General features: G+C 56.0%; 14 protein-coding genes. 12 read left to right on the forward strand and 2 right to left on the reverse strand.

Going from position 1 to position 15,338, the window contains the following annotated elements; translation table 11 throughout:
• Positions 1–6: 6 nt before the first annotated feature.
• The 4 genes from KNP79_RS04190 to spo0A all read left to right on the forward strand — a co-directional run bounded on the left by KNP79_RS04190 (position 7) and on the right by spo0A (position 3,860).
• Positions 7–828 carry a TlyA family RNA methyltransferase gene (locus tag KNP79_RS04190; protein WP_034777976.1) on the forward strand — a complete coding sequence of 274 codons (822 nt, stop codon included), beginning with the start codon at positions 7–9 and terminating at the stop codon, positions 826–828.
• Between the two features lie 139 nt (positions 829–967).
• Positions 968–1,417 carry a transcriptional regulator AhrC/ArgR gene (gene ahrC / locus KNP79_RS04195; protein ID WP_021067696.1) on the forward strand — a complete coding sequence of 150 codons (450 nt, stop codon included), beginning with the start codon at positions 968–970 and terminating at the stop codon, positions 1,415–1,417.
• 13 nt (positions 1,418–1,430) lie between these two features.
• On the forward strand, positions 1,431–3,128 hold the full coding sequence (gene recN, locus KNP79_RS04200; RefSeq protein ID WP_214797248.1) for a DNA repair protein RecN: 1,698 nt from the start codon (positions 1,431–1,433) through the stop codon (positions 3,126–3,128).
• The gene (spo0A, locus tag KNP79_RS04205; RefSeq protein ID WP_034777972.1) at positions 3,129–3,860 is read left to right on the forward strand and encodes a sporulation transcription factor Spo0A; all 732 of its coding nucleotides are present in this window, start codon (positions 3,129–3,131) and stop codon (positions 3,858–3,860) included. It abuts the gene before it with no gap.
• A gap of 613 nt (positions 3,861–4,473) precedes the next feature.
• Here the strand turns inward: spo0A and KNP79_RS04210 are convergent.
• Positions 4,474–4,722, reverse strand: a complete 249-nt coding sequence (locus KNP79_RS04210; RefSeq protein WP_034777970.1) for a DUF2627 family protein — start codon at positions 4,720–4,722, stop codon at positions 4,474–4,476.
• A gap of 130 nt (positions 4,723–4,852) precedes the next feature.
• Here KNP79_RS04210 and KNP79_RS04215 point away from each other — a divergent pair, with 130 nt between their 5' ends.
• The 8 genes from KNP79_RS04215 (at position 4,853) to KNP79_RS04250 (ending at position 14,472) form a co-directional block, all read left to right on the forward strand.
• On the forward strand, positions 4,853–6,490 hold the full coding sequence (locus tag KNP79_RS04215) for a sigma 54-interacting transcriptional regulator (protein WP_215191381.1): 1,638 nt from the start codon (positions 4,853–4,855) through the stop codon (positions 6,488–6,490).
• A 122-nt stretch (positions 6,491–6,612) separates the two neighbouring features.
• Positions 6,613–7,509 carry a phosphate butyryltransferase gene (gene yqiS / locus KNP79_RS04220; protein ID WP_138859278.1) on the forward strand — a complete coding sequence of 299 codons (897 nt, stop codon included), beginning with the start codon at positions 6,613–6,615 and terminating at the stop codon, positions 7,507–7,509.
• A gap of 24 nt (positions 7,510–7,533) precedes the next feature.
• Positions 7,534–8,655: a Glu/Leu/Phe/Val family dehydrogenase gene (locus KNP79_RS04225; protein ID WP_215191383.1), complete on the forward strand. Its 1,122-nt coding sequence runs from the start codon at positions 7,534–7,536 to the stop codon at positions 8,653–8,655.
• Position 8,656: 1 nt separating this feature from the next.
• The gene (buk, locus tag KNP79_RS04230) at positions 8,657–9,748 is read left to right on the forward strand and encodes a butyrate kinase (protein WP_215191385.1); all 1,092 of its coding nucleotides are present in this window, start codon (positions 8,657–8,659) and stop codon (positions 9,746–9,748) included.
• Positions 9,732–11,141 carry a dihydrolipoyl dehydrogenase gene (gene lpdA, locus KNP79_RS04235; RefSeq protein WP_214706114.1) on the forward strand — a complete coding sequence of 470 codons (1,410 nt, stop codon included), beginning with the start codon at positions 9,732–9,734 and terminating at the stop codon, positions 11,139–11,141. The genes buk and lpdA overlap by 17 nt, the downstream gene beginning before the upstream one ends.
• A gap of 21 nt (positions 11,142–11,162) precedes the next feature.
• Positions 11,163–12,161: a thiamine pyrophosphate-dependent dehydrogenase E1 component subunit alpha gene (locus tag KNP79_RS04240; RefSeq protein ID WP_034779950.1), complete on the forward strand. Its 999-nt coding sequence runs from the start codon at positions 11,163–11,165 to the stop codon at positions 12,159–12,161.
• The gene (locus KNP79_RS04245) at positions 12,161–13,138 is read left to right on the forward strand and encodes an alpha-ketoacid dehydrogenase subunit beta (RefSeq protein ID WP_034777955.1); all 978 of its coding nucleotides are present in this window, start codon (positions 12,161–12,163) and stop codon (positions 13,136–13,138) included. Before KNP79_RS04240 ends, KNP79_RS04245 begins: the two co-directional genes overlap by 1 nt.
• Before the next feature lie 11 nt (positions 13,139–13,149).
• Entirely contained in the window at positions 13,150–14,472 is a 1,323-nt protein-coding gene (locus KNP79_RS04250) for a dihydrolipoamide acetyltransferase family protein (RefSeq protein WP_215191387.1), read from the forward strand.
• Positions 14,473–14,555: 83 nt separating this feature from the next.
• Here the strand turns inward: KNP79_RS04250 and KNP79_RS04255 are convergent, their stop codons facing one another.
• Complete coding sequence (locus KNP79_RS04255; RefSeq protein ID WP_214753139.1) at positions 14,556–15,332, reverse strand: sporulation protein; 777 nt, start codon at positions 15,330–15,332, stop codon at positions 14,556–14,558.
• Positions 15,333–15,338: the final 6 nt, after the last annotated feature.

Genomic DNA, 15,338 nt, shown 5'->3' on the forward strand with positions numbered 1-15,338 from the left:
GGAACTATGGAAAAACGAAAGAAAACTAGATTAGATGTACTCCTCGTCGACCGCGGGTTAGCGGAGACGAGAGAGAAAGCGAAACGGGCCGTCATGGCCGGTCTCGTCTATAGTGGGACCGAACGGCTTGATAAGGCGGGGGACAAAGTGTTTGACGACATCCCGCTCGAAGTGAAAGGCCAAGTGTTGCCATACGTCGGACGTGGGGGACTGAAGCTTGAAAAAGCGCTCCAAGTCTTCCCGTTCGATGTGGCTGGTAACATCGGCATCGATATCGGTTCATCGACAGGCGGGTTTACTGATTGCGCGCTCCAAAACGGCGCTGCGCAGATGTATGCCGTCGACGTCGGTTATAACCAATTGGCGTGGAAACTGCGGAGCGATGACCGTGTCGTCGTCATGGAGCGGATGAACTTCCGCCATGCGACCGCGGACCAGTTTCCGGTGGCGCCGGACTTTGCGACGATTGACGTCTCATTTATCTCGCTTCGGCTCATGATTCCGCCGTTGAAGACGATTTTGAAGCCTAACGGCATCGTCATGGCGCTCGTCAAACCGCAATTTGAGGCCGGGAAGGCCGATGTCGGCAAGAAAGGCATCGTCCGGGACCGTGCCATCCATGAACGGGTCGTCGACGACATGGTCCGTTACTTCGCCTCGGAAGGGTTCGAAGTTGCGGGACTCGACTTCTCGCCGATCACCGGTGGGGATGGGAATATCGAATTCTTATTGTTCGCCCGTTTCACCGGTGTCGGCAGTGTCGACCCAGCCATCGACGTGGACGCGGTCATCGACGCCGCCCACGCGCAATTGAAGAAGAACGCTTGAACTGCAGACGTCCTGTCTGCAGTTTTTTTGTGTCCGCTCGCCGATCCAGGGAATTCATCCCGCGAAAGCTAGACCTTTTTTCGACAATACTTTAGAATGATACTGAGTATGTGAAACATAAAATGAGGTGTCAGCGAGTATGAACAAAGGACAGCGCTTGATTAAAATTCGAGAAATCGTGACCAATCGTGAAATCGAGACACAAGACGAGCTCGTCGATGAGCTCCACCGCTCCGGCTATCCGGTGACGCAAGCGACAGTTTCACGGGATATCAAAGAACTTCATCTCGTGAAAGTGCCGCTCAACGACGGTCGCTATAAGTATAGTCTCCCGGCCGATCAACGCTTCAATCCGTACGGCAAGATGAAGCGGATCCTCGGTGACAGCTTCGTCTCGGTCGACTCGGCTCAAAACTTGGTCGTCATGAAAGTGTTGCCGGGCAATGCGGATGCGATTGGTGTCTTGATCGATCATTTGTCATGGGACGAGCTGATCGGAACGGTATGTGGAGACGACACGATTTTGATGATCGCCCGTGACGAAGACCAGGCGAAACGAATCATCGAACGACTACTCGGAATGTTATGAGGTGAATTATCGTATGTTAGCAGAACTATCGATCAAACAATTTGCGATCATCGATGAACTGAATATCACGTTCAAACGTGGGATGACCGTATTGACAGGGGAGACCGGGGCCGGGAAGTCAATCTTGCTCGACGCCATCGGTTTGCTCGTCGGGGGACGCGGCTCGAGCGAGTTCGTCCGTTACGGTCAAGACAAGGCGGAGATCGAAGGGCTGTTCATCGTCGAACCGGACCACCCGATCCTCGAGGCGGCGACCCAATACGGGATCGAGATCGAAGAAGGGACCGTCATTTTACGCCGCGACTTACATAGCAGCGGAAAGAGCGTCTGCCGTGTCAACGGCAAGATGATGCCGTTGTCGACGCTACGCGAACTCGGCCGACTGCTCGTCGATATCCATGGCCAGCACGAGCATCAGCACTTGATGGATGCCGAGTACCATCTCGGTATTTTGGACAGCTTTGCCGAAGCCGAGCTCGCCCCGCTCCTCGAGCGATATCGCGAGGCTTACGTCGATTGGAAAAACGTCGCCGATGAGTTGAAACGGTTGAGTCAAAGTGAACAAGAGTTGGCCCAACGCATGGACTTGCTCGCGTTCCAGACGAATGAGATCGAGGCGGCCGAGCTGAAAGTCGGTGAAGAACAGGCGCTCACGGAGGAACGGAACGAGCTCGCCAACTTCGAGCGGATTCATCAGCACGTCCGGTTATCGTATGAGGCGGTCGCGGATGAGGCGAAAGGGCTCGACCAGATCGGCATCGCCATGCGCGAGATGGAGGAAGCCTCCGCGTTGTCGACATCGCTCGCGCCGATGGCCGAGACGATCTCGAACGCTTACTTCTTGCTCGAAGACGCGAAATTTCAGTTGCGTGACCAGCTCGACTCGCTCGAATTCGACCCGATCCGGCTCGATGAGATCGAGACGCGGCTCGCTTTGTTCCAACAGCTAAAGCGGAAATACGGGGCCACGATCGACGAGGTCATCACGTACGGGGAAAAAATTGCCGATGAGTTAAAATCGATGACGAATCGGGAAGAACACTTGCAAGAACTATCGGACCGGCTCGCCCAGCTCGAACAAAAAGTACGTACGTCCGGGCTGGCGCTATCGGCGGCCCGTAAACAAGCAGCTACCGAGCTCGAGAAGGCGATTCAGCGTGAATTGAAAGAATTGTATATGGAGAAGACCCAGTTCGAAGTTCGGTTCAAAGAAGGGCCGTTCAAGGCGGACGGGCTCGATCAAGTCGAATTTTATATGATGACGAACGTCGGGGAGCCTTTCAAGCCGCTCGCCAAAGTGGCCTCCGGCGGAGAATTGTCCCGCGTCATGCTCGCCTTGAAGTCGATTTTCTCGCGAACGGTCGGCGTCGCGTCGATCATTTTCGATGAAGTGGACACGGGTGTCTCAGGTCGGGTCGCCCAAGCGATGGGTGAGAAGATCTTCCGTCTGTCGGTCGGCTCACAAGTGCTCTGTATCACCCATTTGGCTCAAGTGGCCGCCATGGCGGATCAGCACTTGTACATCACGAAGACGGAGACGGATGATCGCACGAAGACGAACGTCTCCACGCTCGGTCATGCCGAACGAGTCGATGAGCTCGGGCGCATGATCGCCGGGGCGCAGATGACGGATTTGACGAAACAACATGTGGAGGAACTGCTCACTATGTCTCTCCAATTAAAACGGAAGTTTATCGAAGGGGTGTCTTAATTGATCACATTATGCATCGCGGACGACAATCGAGAAATCGTCGACTTGTTGACCCGCCAACTCGAGTCCGAGGACGACTTAAAAGTCGTCGGGACCGCCTACGACGGCGAGGCATGCTTAGACGTCGTCAAGACACACCAGCCGGACGTGCTGCTGCTCGACATCATCATGCCGCACCTGGACGGCATCGGCGTCCTCGAACGGTTACAGACGGAATTGGCTCACGCCAAACCGGAAGTGATCATGCTCAGTGCGTTCGGGAAAGATGAAGTGACGAAACAGGCCGTTCAACTCGGCGCTTCTTACTTTTTGGTCAAGCCGTTCAACATTCAACAATTGATCACGAAAATCCGCGAACTCGCCGCTGGTTCGAGCCGAGAATTCGAGGCGATGTCGCCGGAAGAACTCGATATCTCGCTGTTGTTGCAACAACTCGGGATTTCACCGCGCATCAAAGGGTTCAAATATATTCGTCAAGCCGTCGTCTACGTCCGGGAGCGTCAAGAGCTGCTCGGATTGATCACGAAGGAACTGTATCCGATGATCGCGAAAGAGCATGAGACGACGTCGTCCCGTGTCGAGCGAGCGATGCGCCATGCCATCAAGACGGCATGGGAGAACGGGATGCGCGACCATGAGATGTTCGATGGCCGGCCTGAGCGCGAGCGCAGTCCGAAAAACTCTGAATTCATTTCATATTTCGTCACGTATCAATCGTTTAAACAGCAATGACCGATCAGGGGGTTCTCCTCCTGATTTTCTTTAATATTGCGAAAGAAAGCGCTTGCAAAATTGACGGAACTTGTTATAATAAAGGTGTACCAAGTTACTTGGACGAGCGTCAGATGAACGCTTTCTAACGTGTTCCGGAACAGGTTAGAGCAAGAAATCATCTCGGACCGCTATCCGTCAATAGCTCAGAGGTGGGAACGACATCTCAAATCGTCATCGTCCCGACGAGAGGTCGCGACGTACGCTCATTCGCGAGGCGATTCCGGCATCGGTTCGAAGCTAGGGACCGTGTTCGGGGAAAACGAATCGTTCAGTTGACCAAAAGGAGTGTTGTCAACCGTTGAACAGTTTATGGCAAGCGTTCGACTTCACGATGGATGGTTCGACATGACCCGATGACTATTTGTTAGTAACTCGAATGGGTACGTTTCCGTTCACGCAAGACGGCAGTTACTAATTTCTTTCAAACTTCTTCATTAAGAAGACCATTGGACCTCATGTCACAAGATTGTAGCAAGTAGGAGAGGAGATCATCCGTAGTGATCACAATTCAATACGAATAAAAAGGTTCCGCACTTGAAATGAAGTCAAGTTAGGGAACCTTTTTTTGTGTTCAAGAATCTATTCGCGGGACTTTGCCTGTTTTCTTGTCACGATTGAAGATATAACCTGCCACAAAACCGATCCCGCCCATCGCGATCAACAGCCCGAACGTTCCTTGGAGCATGGAGGCGGCTGCCACCGACTCGATCCAAGAGAATGGGACGCTCGTCTTGAGGAAGAAACTGTCGCGAAGCAACTTGATGCCATAGACACCAAGTAGGCCAGGGATGATCAAGATCAGCAGTGCGATGATGCGCATAGGATCTCCTCCTTAACACTCATTATTTTAACAGAAAATACATAGCTCGACACGGCCTTTTTTGCGAGGTTGCGAAATCAGTTCAGGTTCAGTAGCATGGATGCAGAACGGTAAAATGGGGGATATTAGAATGAATAAACGATTGATGATTGTCGGTGCGGGGAAAGGCGGGACCGAGGTGTTGAAGATGTTGCTCGACTCGCCGCTCGTCACCGTCGTCGCCGTCATCGACCCGGAAGCGATGGCCGAAGGCGTGCAGCTCGCGCGCAACCACGGGATTATGACGGCGGGGGATTGGCGGGTATGTGCTGCAACACGTCTCGATTTCGTGATCGAGACGACCGGACGCTCTGAGACGTTTGATGAGTTGAAAGAACATTTTGCGGACGCGGTCGTCTTGCCCGGGGAGTTCATCCGTATCGTCGTCGAACGGCTGAAGCAAAACCAACAGATGCTCGAGGCGATCATCGACTGTACGAGCGAGGCGATCTCGGTCGCCGACCACAACGGGAATACGATTTTAATCAACCCGTCCTATACGCGACTGACGGGATTCAAGAAAGAAGACGTCGTCGATAAGCCGGCGACGGCCGATATCGGCATGCAGGAGAGCGTTCACTTGAAAGTGCTCTCGACAGGCCAAGGTGTCCGTGACATCCGGATGCAAATCGGCGCGACGCGGCGTGACATTCTCGTCAACGCCGAGCCGATTATCGTCGAAGGGAAACTGCGCGGCTCGGTCGGCGTCATTCGCGACGTCTCCCAAATTCGGGCGCTCCGGGACGAGTTGCAAGAAGCAAAGACGCGTATCCGCAACCTCGAGGCGAAATATCAGTTCGCCGACATCATCGCGTCGAGCGACGCGATGCGCTTCGTCATCGAACAGGCCCGTCTCGCCGCTGTCACGCCGGTCACCGTCCTCATTCGCGGGGAGTCGGGGACGGGCAAGGAACTGTTCGCCCACGCCATCCACGGTGAGTCCCCGCGGAAATATAAGAAATTCGTCCGCGTCAATTGCGCGGCCATCTCCCCGACGCTCCTCGAGAGTGAGTTGTTCGGTTATGAGGACGGTGCCTTCAGTGGGGCGAAACGTGGTGGGAAGGTCGGCTATTTCGAAGAGGCCGATGGCGGCTCACTCTTCTTAGACGAAATTGGCGAACTGCCGGTCGACGTCCAAGTCAAGTTGCTCCGCGTCCTGCAGGAGCATGAGATCGTCCGGGTCGGGGGCACGAATGCGATTCCGGTCGACGTCCGCATCATCGCGGCGACGAATGCCGACCTCGAACAAAAAGTGGTCGATGGGACGTTTCGTGAAGACTTGTACTATCGGATCAATCGGATGCCGATTCATATCCCGCCGCTCCGGGACCGGCTTGAAGAAGTCGAGCCGCTCTGTGAGCGCATCGTCCGTAAATTGAATCAAGAGTACGGCCGCAGTGTGCGCGGTGTGAACCGTGAGGCGACCGAACTGCTGAAGAGTCAATACTGGAAAGGCAACGTCCGTGAACTCGAGAACGTGCTCGGCCGGGCGATGATCTATATGGCGAGCAGCGAACAGTGGATCGCCCCGCACCATCTTCAACTCTCGGCCCGTGTCCCGTCGACACGACCGACCGACGCGCTTTCCTTGCAAGACGCCGTCGCACGTTACGAACGAGATTTGATTGAACGGGCGATCGAGGAAGCGGACGGCAACAAGTCGGAAGCGGCTCGTCGATTACACATCTCGATCCGAACGCTGTATAATAAACTTGAACGTCTGCAATAAATTACCTGCACTTTTTTTCATACCATGCAATAATGTGCGTAATGCGCAACTGATTAAAGCGCTTTCAAAAATGGAAACAATCTTGCATGATAGTAAGTGAAGACAGGCAAGGGGGGACACGCATGAATTTTGAACGGATGCTCGAACAAGCGAAACAACTGAACGGGCGCACCGTCTCGATCGCCGGGGCGGCCGACGTAGAAGTCATCCGCGCCGTCAAGCTCGCGACCGATCACGGATTGTCTCGGTTCAAACTGATCGGGGAGGCCCGAGAGATTAAACGATTGTGTGATGATCACGGCATCGACGAGGACGCGGTCGACATCATCCACGTCAAAGGCGACAAAGAGATTGCCAAACGGGCCACACTCGCCGTCAAAACGGGGGAAGCCGATGTGCTCATGAAAGGAATGGTCGCGACGTCGACGTTCATGAAAGCCGTGCTCAGCCGGGAGACGGGGCTGAGGACGAACCGGACGCTCAGCCATATCGCCCTGTTCCAAATCCCGAATCGGGACCGGCTGATCGGGGTGACCGACGCGGCGATCCATATCGCGCCGACACTCGATGAAAAAGTCGACATCATTCATAACGCCGTGGCGGCGATGCATGACATCGGTTACGCGTCGCCGAAAGTGGCCGCCATCGCGGCGGTCGAAGTCGTCAATCCGCAGATGACGGCGACACTGGACGCCGCACTGCTCAGTCAGATGAACCGGCGCGGACAAATCAAAGGTTGTATCGTCGACGGGCCGCTCGCGCTCGATAACGCCGTCGACATGGTCGCGGCCAAACAGAAAGGCATCGCCAGCGACGTCGCCGGACAAGCCGACCTATTGCTCGTCCCATACATAGAGGTCGGCAACGTCCTTTATAAGTCGATGATGTACTTTGCCGGAGCAAGTGTGGCGGCCATCGTCGTCGGCGCGGCCGCCCCGGTCGTCTTGACGAGTCGGGCCGATACGGCCGAGGCCAAGCTGTACTCACTCGCGTTCGCATTACTGCACGCCAAAAAATAAACTACGCATATGGAGGAATCATCAATGATGGAAACTAACATGGAACCACGCTTTCGTATTTTCGACGTCTTACAGGCTGAAGACTATGAGCAGATCGTCTTCTGTCAAGATCAGGCGTCGGGATTGAAGGCGATTATCGCGATTCATGATACGACGCTCGGACCGGCTCTCGGGGGGCTGCGGATGTGGAACTACGCTTCAGAAGAAGAGGCGCTCACGGACGTTCTCCGTCTCGCCAAAGGGATGACGTATAAGAACGCGGCAGCGGGACTTAACCTTGGTGGCGGCAAGGCCGTCATCATCGGCAATGCGAAGACGGACAAGTCCGAGGCGCTGTTCCGGGCGTTCGGCCGTTACGTCCAATCGCTCAGCGGCCGTTATATCACGGCCGAGGACGTCAATACGACGGTCGCCGATATGGACTTCATCCACATGGAGACTGATTACGTGACCGGTGTCAGCCCGGCGTTCGGATCGAGCGGCAACCCGTCACCGGTGACGGCGTATGGCGTATACCGCGGCATGAAGGCGGCAGCCAAATGGAAATTCAGCTCGGACTCACTTGCTGGCAAGACGGTCGCCGTCCAAGGGGTCGGGAACGTCGCCTATAACTTGTGCCGCCACTTGCACGAGGAAGGGGCACACTTGGTCGTCACCGACATCAACGAAGAGGCGCTCAAACGGGCCGAGACGGACTTCGGCGCGACGGTCGTCAAGCCGGACGAGATTTATGCGGTCGATTGTGACATCTTCGCCCCGTGTGCGCTCGGTGCGGTCATCAATGACAAGACGATTCCGATGCTCAAAGCCCAAATCGTCGCCGGAGCGGCCAACAACCAGCTCGCTGAGGATCGTCACGGGGACGTGCTCGAGGAGCGCGGTATCCTTTACGCCCCAGACTTCGTCATCAACGCGGGCGGTGTCATCAACGTGGCCGACGAGCTCGAAGGCTATAACCGCGAGCGGGCGATGAAGAAAGTCGAGCTCATTTACGACAACATGCAGCGCGTCTTCGAGATTGCCGAACGGGACGGTGTACCGACCCACGTCGCGGCCGAGAAGATGGCTGAAGAGCGCATTCAGATGATGGCACGTTCACGCAGCCAGTTCTTGAAAGTCGAAAAGAGTCTGTTAGGTGGTCGCTAAAATGACAAGACAGCTCATTCTTGCCATCAACCCTGGTTCGACTTCGACGAAGGTCGGCTTGTTTGACGGAGCGGTCGAGATCATGTCTCGGACCGTCCGTCATGGGGCCGACGTCACAGGATTGTCAATTCCGGAGCAACTTTCGCATCGGGAACGGGAAGTACGGGCCTTGTTGGCCGAGACGGGCATCGCGGGCGAGGACTTGTCCGCGATCGTCGGTCGCGGTGGCTTGCTTGCCCCGATGACGTCGGGGACGTACGCCGTCAATCCGCTCATGCGGGAAGACTTGGCGAGCGGACGTTTCGGCATGCACGCCTCGAACTTGGGCGGTTTGCTCGCCCACAAGCTCGGCGAGTTATTTCAAGTACCGAATTTTATCGTTGATCCAGTAGTCGTCGACGAGCTCGGACCGCTCGCGCGACCAACGGGAATGCCTGAAATCAACCGACGCAGCATCTTCCACGCCTTGAACCAAAAGGCGGTCGCGAAGCGTTTTGCCGCCGAAAATGGAAGCGATTACAAAGAGCTCAACCTGATCATCGCTCACCTCGGAGGCGGCATCACGGTCGGCGCCCATGTCAAAGGGACGGTCATTGATGTGAACAACGGACTCGATGGCGACGGACCGCTCGCGCCGGAACGAGCCGGTTCAATTCCTGTTGGACAGGTAGTAGAACTATGTTATAGTACCAGGTATAAACATTCGGAAATGAAACAAAAAATCGTCGGACGCGGAGGTCTGTTTGCCCACCTCGGGACGTTCGACGCGATCGAGATCGAACAGCGGATGGCAGACGGTGATAAGCAAGCCGCACTCCTTTACGAGACGATGGCGTACCGGGTCGCTCAAGAGATCGCCAAACATGGCGCCACCTTATTTGGTGACGTCGACGCGATTCTATTGACGGGCGGCATCGCCTATTCGACTTGGCTGACCGAGCAAATTAGTGCGCGCGTCGGCTATTTGGCGCCGGTCCACATCTATCCTGGTGAAGATGAGTTGAAGGCACTCGCCGAAGGCGCACTCCGGGCCATCCGACAAGAAGAAGCAGTTCGAGAATATGAGGGGGATACACATGGCACGAGAATTTGAGATCGTCGTCATCGGCGGCGGTCCTGGCGGATATGTCGCGGCCATCAAGGCGGCCCAAGCCGGTAAAACTGTCGCAATCGTGGAGGCCGAGAAACTCGGCGGGACATGTCTACATAAAGGATGCATCCCGACGAAGGCGTTGTTGAAAGCGGCCCACGTCTATCAGACGGCGAAACATGGGAGCGCCTACGGCGTCGAGACGGGAACGGTCACGTTCAACATGGAACGCGCCCAGTCGTTCAAACGCGATTTGGTCGCAGGGCTTGAGAAAGGCATCGAGCACTTGATGAAACAAGGCAAGATTGAGGTATTCCGCGGCAAGGCCTCGATTTTAGGGCCGAGCATCTTCTCGCCGCAGCCGGGAACGGTCGCGGTCGAGGACAGCTCGGGCGAGTCTGAGCTCATCTTGCCGAACCAGCTCATCATCGCGACGGGGTCGATTCCGCGCGAACTGCCTGGTCTGCCGTTTGACCATACACGGATTTTAAACTCGGACGACCTGCTCCAATTCGAACGGTTGCCGGCATCGATCGCCATCGTTGGCGGTGGGGTCATCGGTGTCGAATGGGCCTCGATGCTCATCGACCTCGACGTTGACGTCACCTTGATCGAAGTCGGAGAGCGACTGTTGCCGCTCGAAGACAAGGCGGTGTCACGGGAAGTCGAACGGCTGCTCAAAAAGCGCGGCGTCAAAGTGAAAAAGAACGTCACGGTCGACCCCGAGCGGACTGAAGTAACCCCGGACGCCGTCGCACTCGCGGTCGGCGAAGAGACGCTCTCGGTCGAGTGTGTGCTCGTCTCGGTCGGACGGGTCGCCAATACGGAACATCTCGGGTTACAGAACACATCGATTGTCGTCGAGAACGGTGTCATCCAAGTCGATGAGCAGTATCGGACGAAAGAACGTCACATCTTCGCCATCGGGGACTGCATCGGCAAGCTCCAGCTCGCCCATGTCGCCTCAGCGGAAGGTGTCAAGGCGGTCGAGACGATTCTCGGTCACGAGCCGACTCCGCTCGATTATGCGTTGATCCCGCGTTGCGTGTACGGGGTGCCGGAAGTCGCATCGGTCGGCATGACCGAGGAAGCGGCCAAAGCGGCCGGTCATGATGTGAAGACGGGCACGTATCGCTTCAACGGTCTCGGCAAGGCCCGCATCGAAGGACAGGCGGACGGATTCGTCAAGCTCGTGTCCGACAAGTCGACCGACGACCTGCTCGGTGTGCATATCGTCGGGCCAAAAGCGACAGAACTGATCACAGAAGGCGGACTCGCTCTCGTCTTGAACGCCACGGCATGGGAAATGGGCCAACTCGTCCATCCTCACCCGGCGCTGAGCGAAGCGTTCCAAGAAGCGGCACTGGCCGTTGACGGATTACCGATTCACGCCTAAGGAGGAAACAGAATGGAACAGATGACTGTGAATTCATATGAGGAACTAGGATTGACAAAACAAGACCTCGGTGCGATGTACGAGACGATGGTCCGCGCCCGTAAAATCGATGAGCGCATGTGGAAATTGAACCGTGCCGGAAAAATCCCGTTCGTCGTCTCGTGTCAAGGACAAGAGGCGGCCCAAGTCGGGGCAGCGTTCGCGCTTGAGAAAGGGACGGACTATATTCTCCCGTATTACCGCGATGTCGCCGTTGTCCTCCACTTCGGACAGACGGCTCGCGACTTGATGTTGTCGGCGTTCGCCAAGGCGGAAGACCCGAACTCGGGCGGTCGTCAGATGCCAGGGCATTTCGGTTCAAAACAGCACCGCATCGTGACGGGTTCGTCTCCGGTGACGACGCAAGTACCGCATGCGGTCGGTGTGGCGCTCGCCGCCAAACTGAAAAAAGAAGAACTCGTCACGTTTGTCTCGTTCGGAGAAGGCTCATCGAACCAAGGTGACTTCCACGAAGGTGCAAACTTCGCCGGTGTCCACAAGCTGCCGGTCATCTTGTTCTGTGAGAACAACAAATACGCCATCTCGGTACCGCTCTCGAAGCAACTCGCTTGTGAGCGCGTATCGGACCGCGCCAAAGGTTACGGGATGCCGGGCGTCACGGTCGATGGGACAGATCCGATTGCCGTCTATGTCGCCGTGAAAGAAGCACGCGCCCGCGCTCTTCGCGGCGAAGGCCCGACGCTCATCGAAGCCGAAGTCGAACGTCTCGTACCGCACTCGTCAGATGACGATGACAAAGCGTACCGCTCGGTCGAAGAGTTGGCTGACCTTAAAAATCGCGACGGGAATCAATTGTTCCGGAAGCGTTTGATTGAGGATGGCGTCATGACCGAGGAAGAACTCGCAGAGATCGAGGCAAACGTCGATCGTGAAGTCAATGAGGCGACTGCGTACGCCGACAAGGCACCATATGCGTCTCCAGAATCGACGATGGACCATGTGTACGAGGAGGAAATGTGATGAAAACGTTTATTGAAGCGATCAATGAAGCGATCCATGAAGAGATGGAACGCGATGAGAACGTCTTCGTGCTCGGGGAAGATGTCGGTGTCCGAGGCGGTGTGTTCCGTGCGACCCAAGGCTTGATTGAGAAGTACGGCGAGGACCGCGTCATCGATGCGCCGCTCGCCGAGAGCGCGATCGCAGGTGTCGGAATCGGGGCGGCCATGTATGGCATGCGTCCGATCGCCGAAATGCAATTCGCCGACTTCATCATGCCGGCGGTCAACCAAATCGTCTCGGAAGCGGCGAAAATCCGCTATCGTTCAAATAACGATTGGACGTGCCCGATGGTCATCCGTGCACCGTTCGGCGGTGGAATCCATGGTGCGCTCTATCACTCTCAATCGGTCGAGGCGATGTTCAACTCGACGCCTGGACTCAAGGTCGTCATCCCGTCCGATCCGGTCGATGCGAAAGGATTGCTCAAGGCAGCCATTCGTTCGAACGACCCGGTCCTCTTCTTTGAGCACAAACGGGCATATCGTCTATTGAAGTCGGAACTCCCGACCGAAGAGTACACGGTCGAGATCGGCAAGGCCGCCGTCAAGCGGGAAGGTGACGATATCACGATCATCACGTACGGTCTGTGCGTCCACATGGCCCAGGAAGCGGCGAAGACGCTTGAAGCCGAAGGGGTCAGCACGCACATCCTCGATTTGCGCACAATTTATCCGCTCGACCAAGACGCCATCGTTGAAGCCGTCAAGAAAACCGGGAAAGTGCTCCTCGTCACCGAGGACAATAAAGAAGGCAGCATCATCGGGGAAGTCGCGGCCATCATCGCTGAGAAAGCACTATTTGAACTCGATGCGCCGATTGAACGTCTGGCGGGACCGGACGTTCCGTCGATGCCGTACGCACCACCGATGGAGAAGTTCTTCATCGTCTCCCCTGAAAAAATCGCGGAGCGGGCACGTCAGCTCGCCGCCTTTTAAGGAGGGATCATATGGAACAGACAATTAAAATGCCACAGCTCGGGGAAAGTGTCACCGAGGGGACGATCACGACGTTTCTCGTCAAACCAGGTGACCGCGTCGAGGAGTATGAGCCGCTCGCCGAGGTCATGACCGATAAAGTGACGGCTGAGATCCCGGCGACGAGTGCCGGCGTCGTGAAAGAAATGTTAATCAGTGAAGGGGACACGGTCGCCGTCGGCACGCCAGTCCTCATCATGGAAGTCGAAGGTGCCGAGTCTACACCGGCAAAAGCAGAACCGAAAGCAGAACCGGCACAAGTCGAATCGGCCCCGGTCGAGACGAAGCAAGCGGTCACTGCCGCGTCGGCCGCCCCGCGAAAACAGAATAATGGACGTTTCTCGCCGGCGGTCATCCGACTCGCCAATGAGAATGCGATCGACTTGAACGAGCTCGACGGCAGCGGCCTCGGTGGTCGCATCACGCGCAAAGATGTCCTCCGCTACTTGTCAGAAGGTCGTCCGGTCAAACCGGAAGCGGCGACGCAGACGCCAGTCCAAGAGACGATGACCCAAGTGAAGCTCGAAGTGCCTGAAACAGTTGCTGCCCCGGCTGTAACGCCAGCTGCTACGACTTCTGCTGACGTCTCAACGGACCGCGTCGAATTGATTCCGACAGCCGGTGTCCGTCAAGCGATCGCCAACAACATGGTCCGCTCGAAACATGAGGCCCCGCATGCGTGGCTCATGATCGAGGTCGATGTGACGAACCTCGTCTCAGCCCGGGCCAAGTTGAAAGACGAGTTCTTCAAGCGCGAAGGTGTCAAACTGACATTCATGCCGTTCTTCATGAAGGCGGCGATCGAGGCGTTGAAAAAACATCCGATGATGAACTCGGAATGGGCGGGCGATCACATCAAAGTCCATCAAGATATCCATCTGTCGGTCGCCGTCGCAGCGAACGACGCCCTCTACGTCCCGGTCATCAAACATGCGGACGAGAAGAACATCAAAGGGCTCGCCGTCGCCCTTCAAGACGTGGCGGCCCGTGCCCGCGGCAACCGTTTGAAAGCGGACGAGATGCGCGGCGGCACGTTCACGATCAACAACACGGGTGCGTTCGGTTCGATTCAATCGGCACCGATCTTGAACTATCCGCAAGCGGCCATCCTGTCGGTCGAGTCGATCGTGAAACGTCCGGTTTGGGTGAATGGGATGTTCGCGGCGCGTGACATGGTCAACTTGTGTATGTCGGTCGACCACCGCGTCCTCGACGGTCTCGTCGCCGGTCAATTCTTGCAGGCGATCAAGCAGTCGCTCGAATCAATCGATCCAGACACGTATACGCTCTATTGATTCACGTCCTGCCTTCAGTCGAAGGCAGGACTTTTTATATGAAAAATAAAAAAAGCCACGGGAATTGTCCGTGGCAACATGGTTCAGATGGAACGTTCAATCAATGCCTCGAGATCGCGGCGAATCCGTTCGGGCGAGGCGAGCTCGGTGTTCGTATAGCTGAGTCGGTGCGTCGACTCGTCGGTCCCCGTCAAGTCGGCGAACAGGCTGCCTAGATTATGGACGCTCTTGTCGACTTGAATCAATAAGTCTAGAGACGACTCCGTTTGAAGCATGACGACTTCAAGCTCATCGAGTTTGCGTCCATAGCTCGTCCCGTTCGGCGAGTATTCGAGCTCTTGGGCGATCGGGAGACGGCCCGAACGATGGCGGGCCGGGAGCATCTCCGTATCAGCTTTTTTCAAGCGGAAACCGATGTCATCGAGCACGTCGAGGACGACCTGTTGAGCGTGGTTCGGTTTGACGAGAATCGAGTCCTCGTCTTTCGGGTCGACGGCCTGGGCGATATCGAGACCGGTCTCAATCCACGATTTCGATTGGCTGACCGAAATCGGCGTGTTGAACGGCACGTCGATCGTGAACGGGATTTCCTTCACTTCTTCGGGACCAATCATGAACGGCGCCTCGTTCAACAAGATCTTCTCAATCGTGAACGTCGAGTACGTCGTCTTGTCATTCACCTCATGTTTATAGAGCGTGTTGAAGAAGATGTAAATCCGGTCGACCGATTGCTCGGTACTGCCGCCCTTGATATGGACGACACCATCGAGCGTCCCGCCTGGCACACAGGCGTTCTCCGCGAGCCGTGTATCGACCGTCGCGGCGCCGATTCCAATCGATGATAATAACTTTTTGAACATACAATA

Source organism: Exiguobacterium sp. s7, assembly GCF_018618195.1.
GTDB classification, from domain to species: domain Bacteria; phylum Bacillota; class Bacilli; order Exiguobacteriales; family Exiguobacteriaceae; genus Exiguobacterium; species Exiguobacterium mexicanum_A.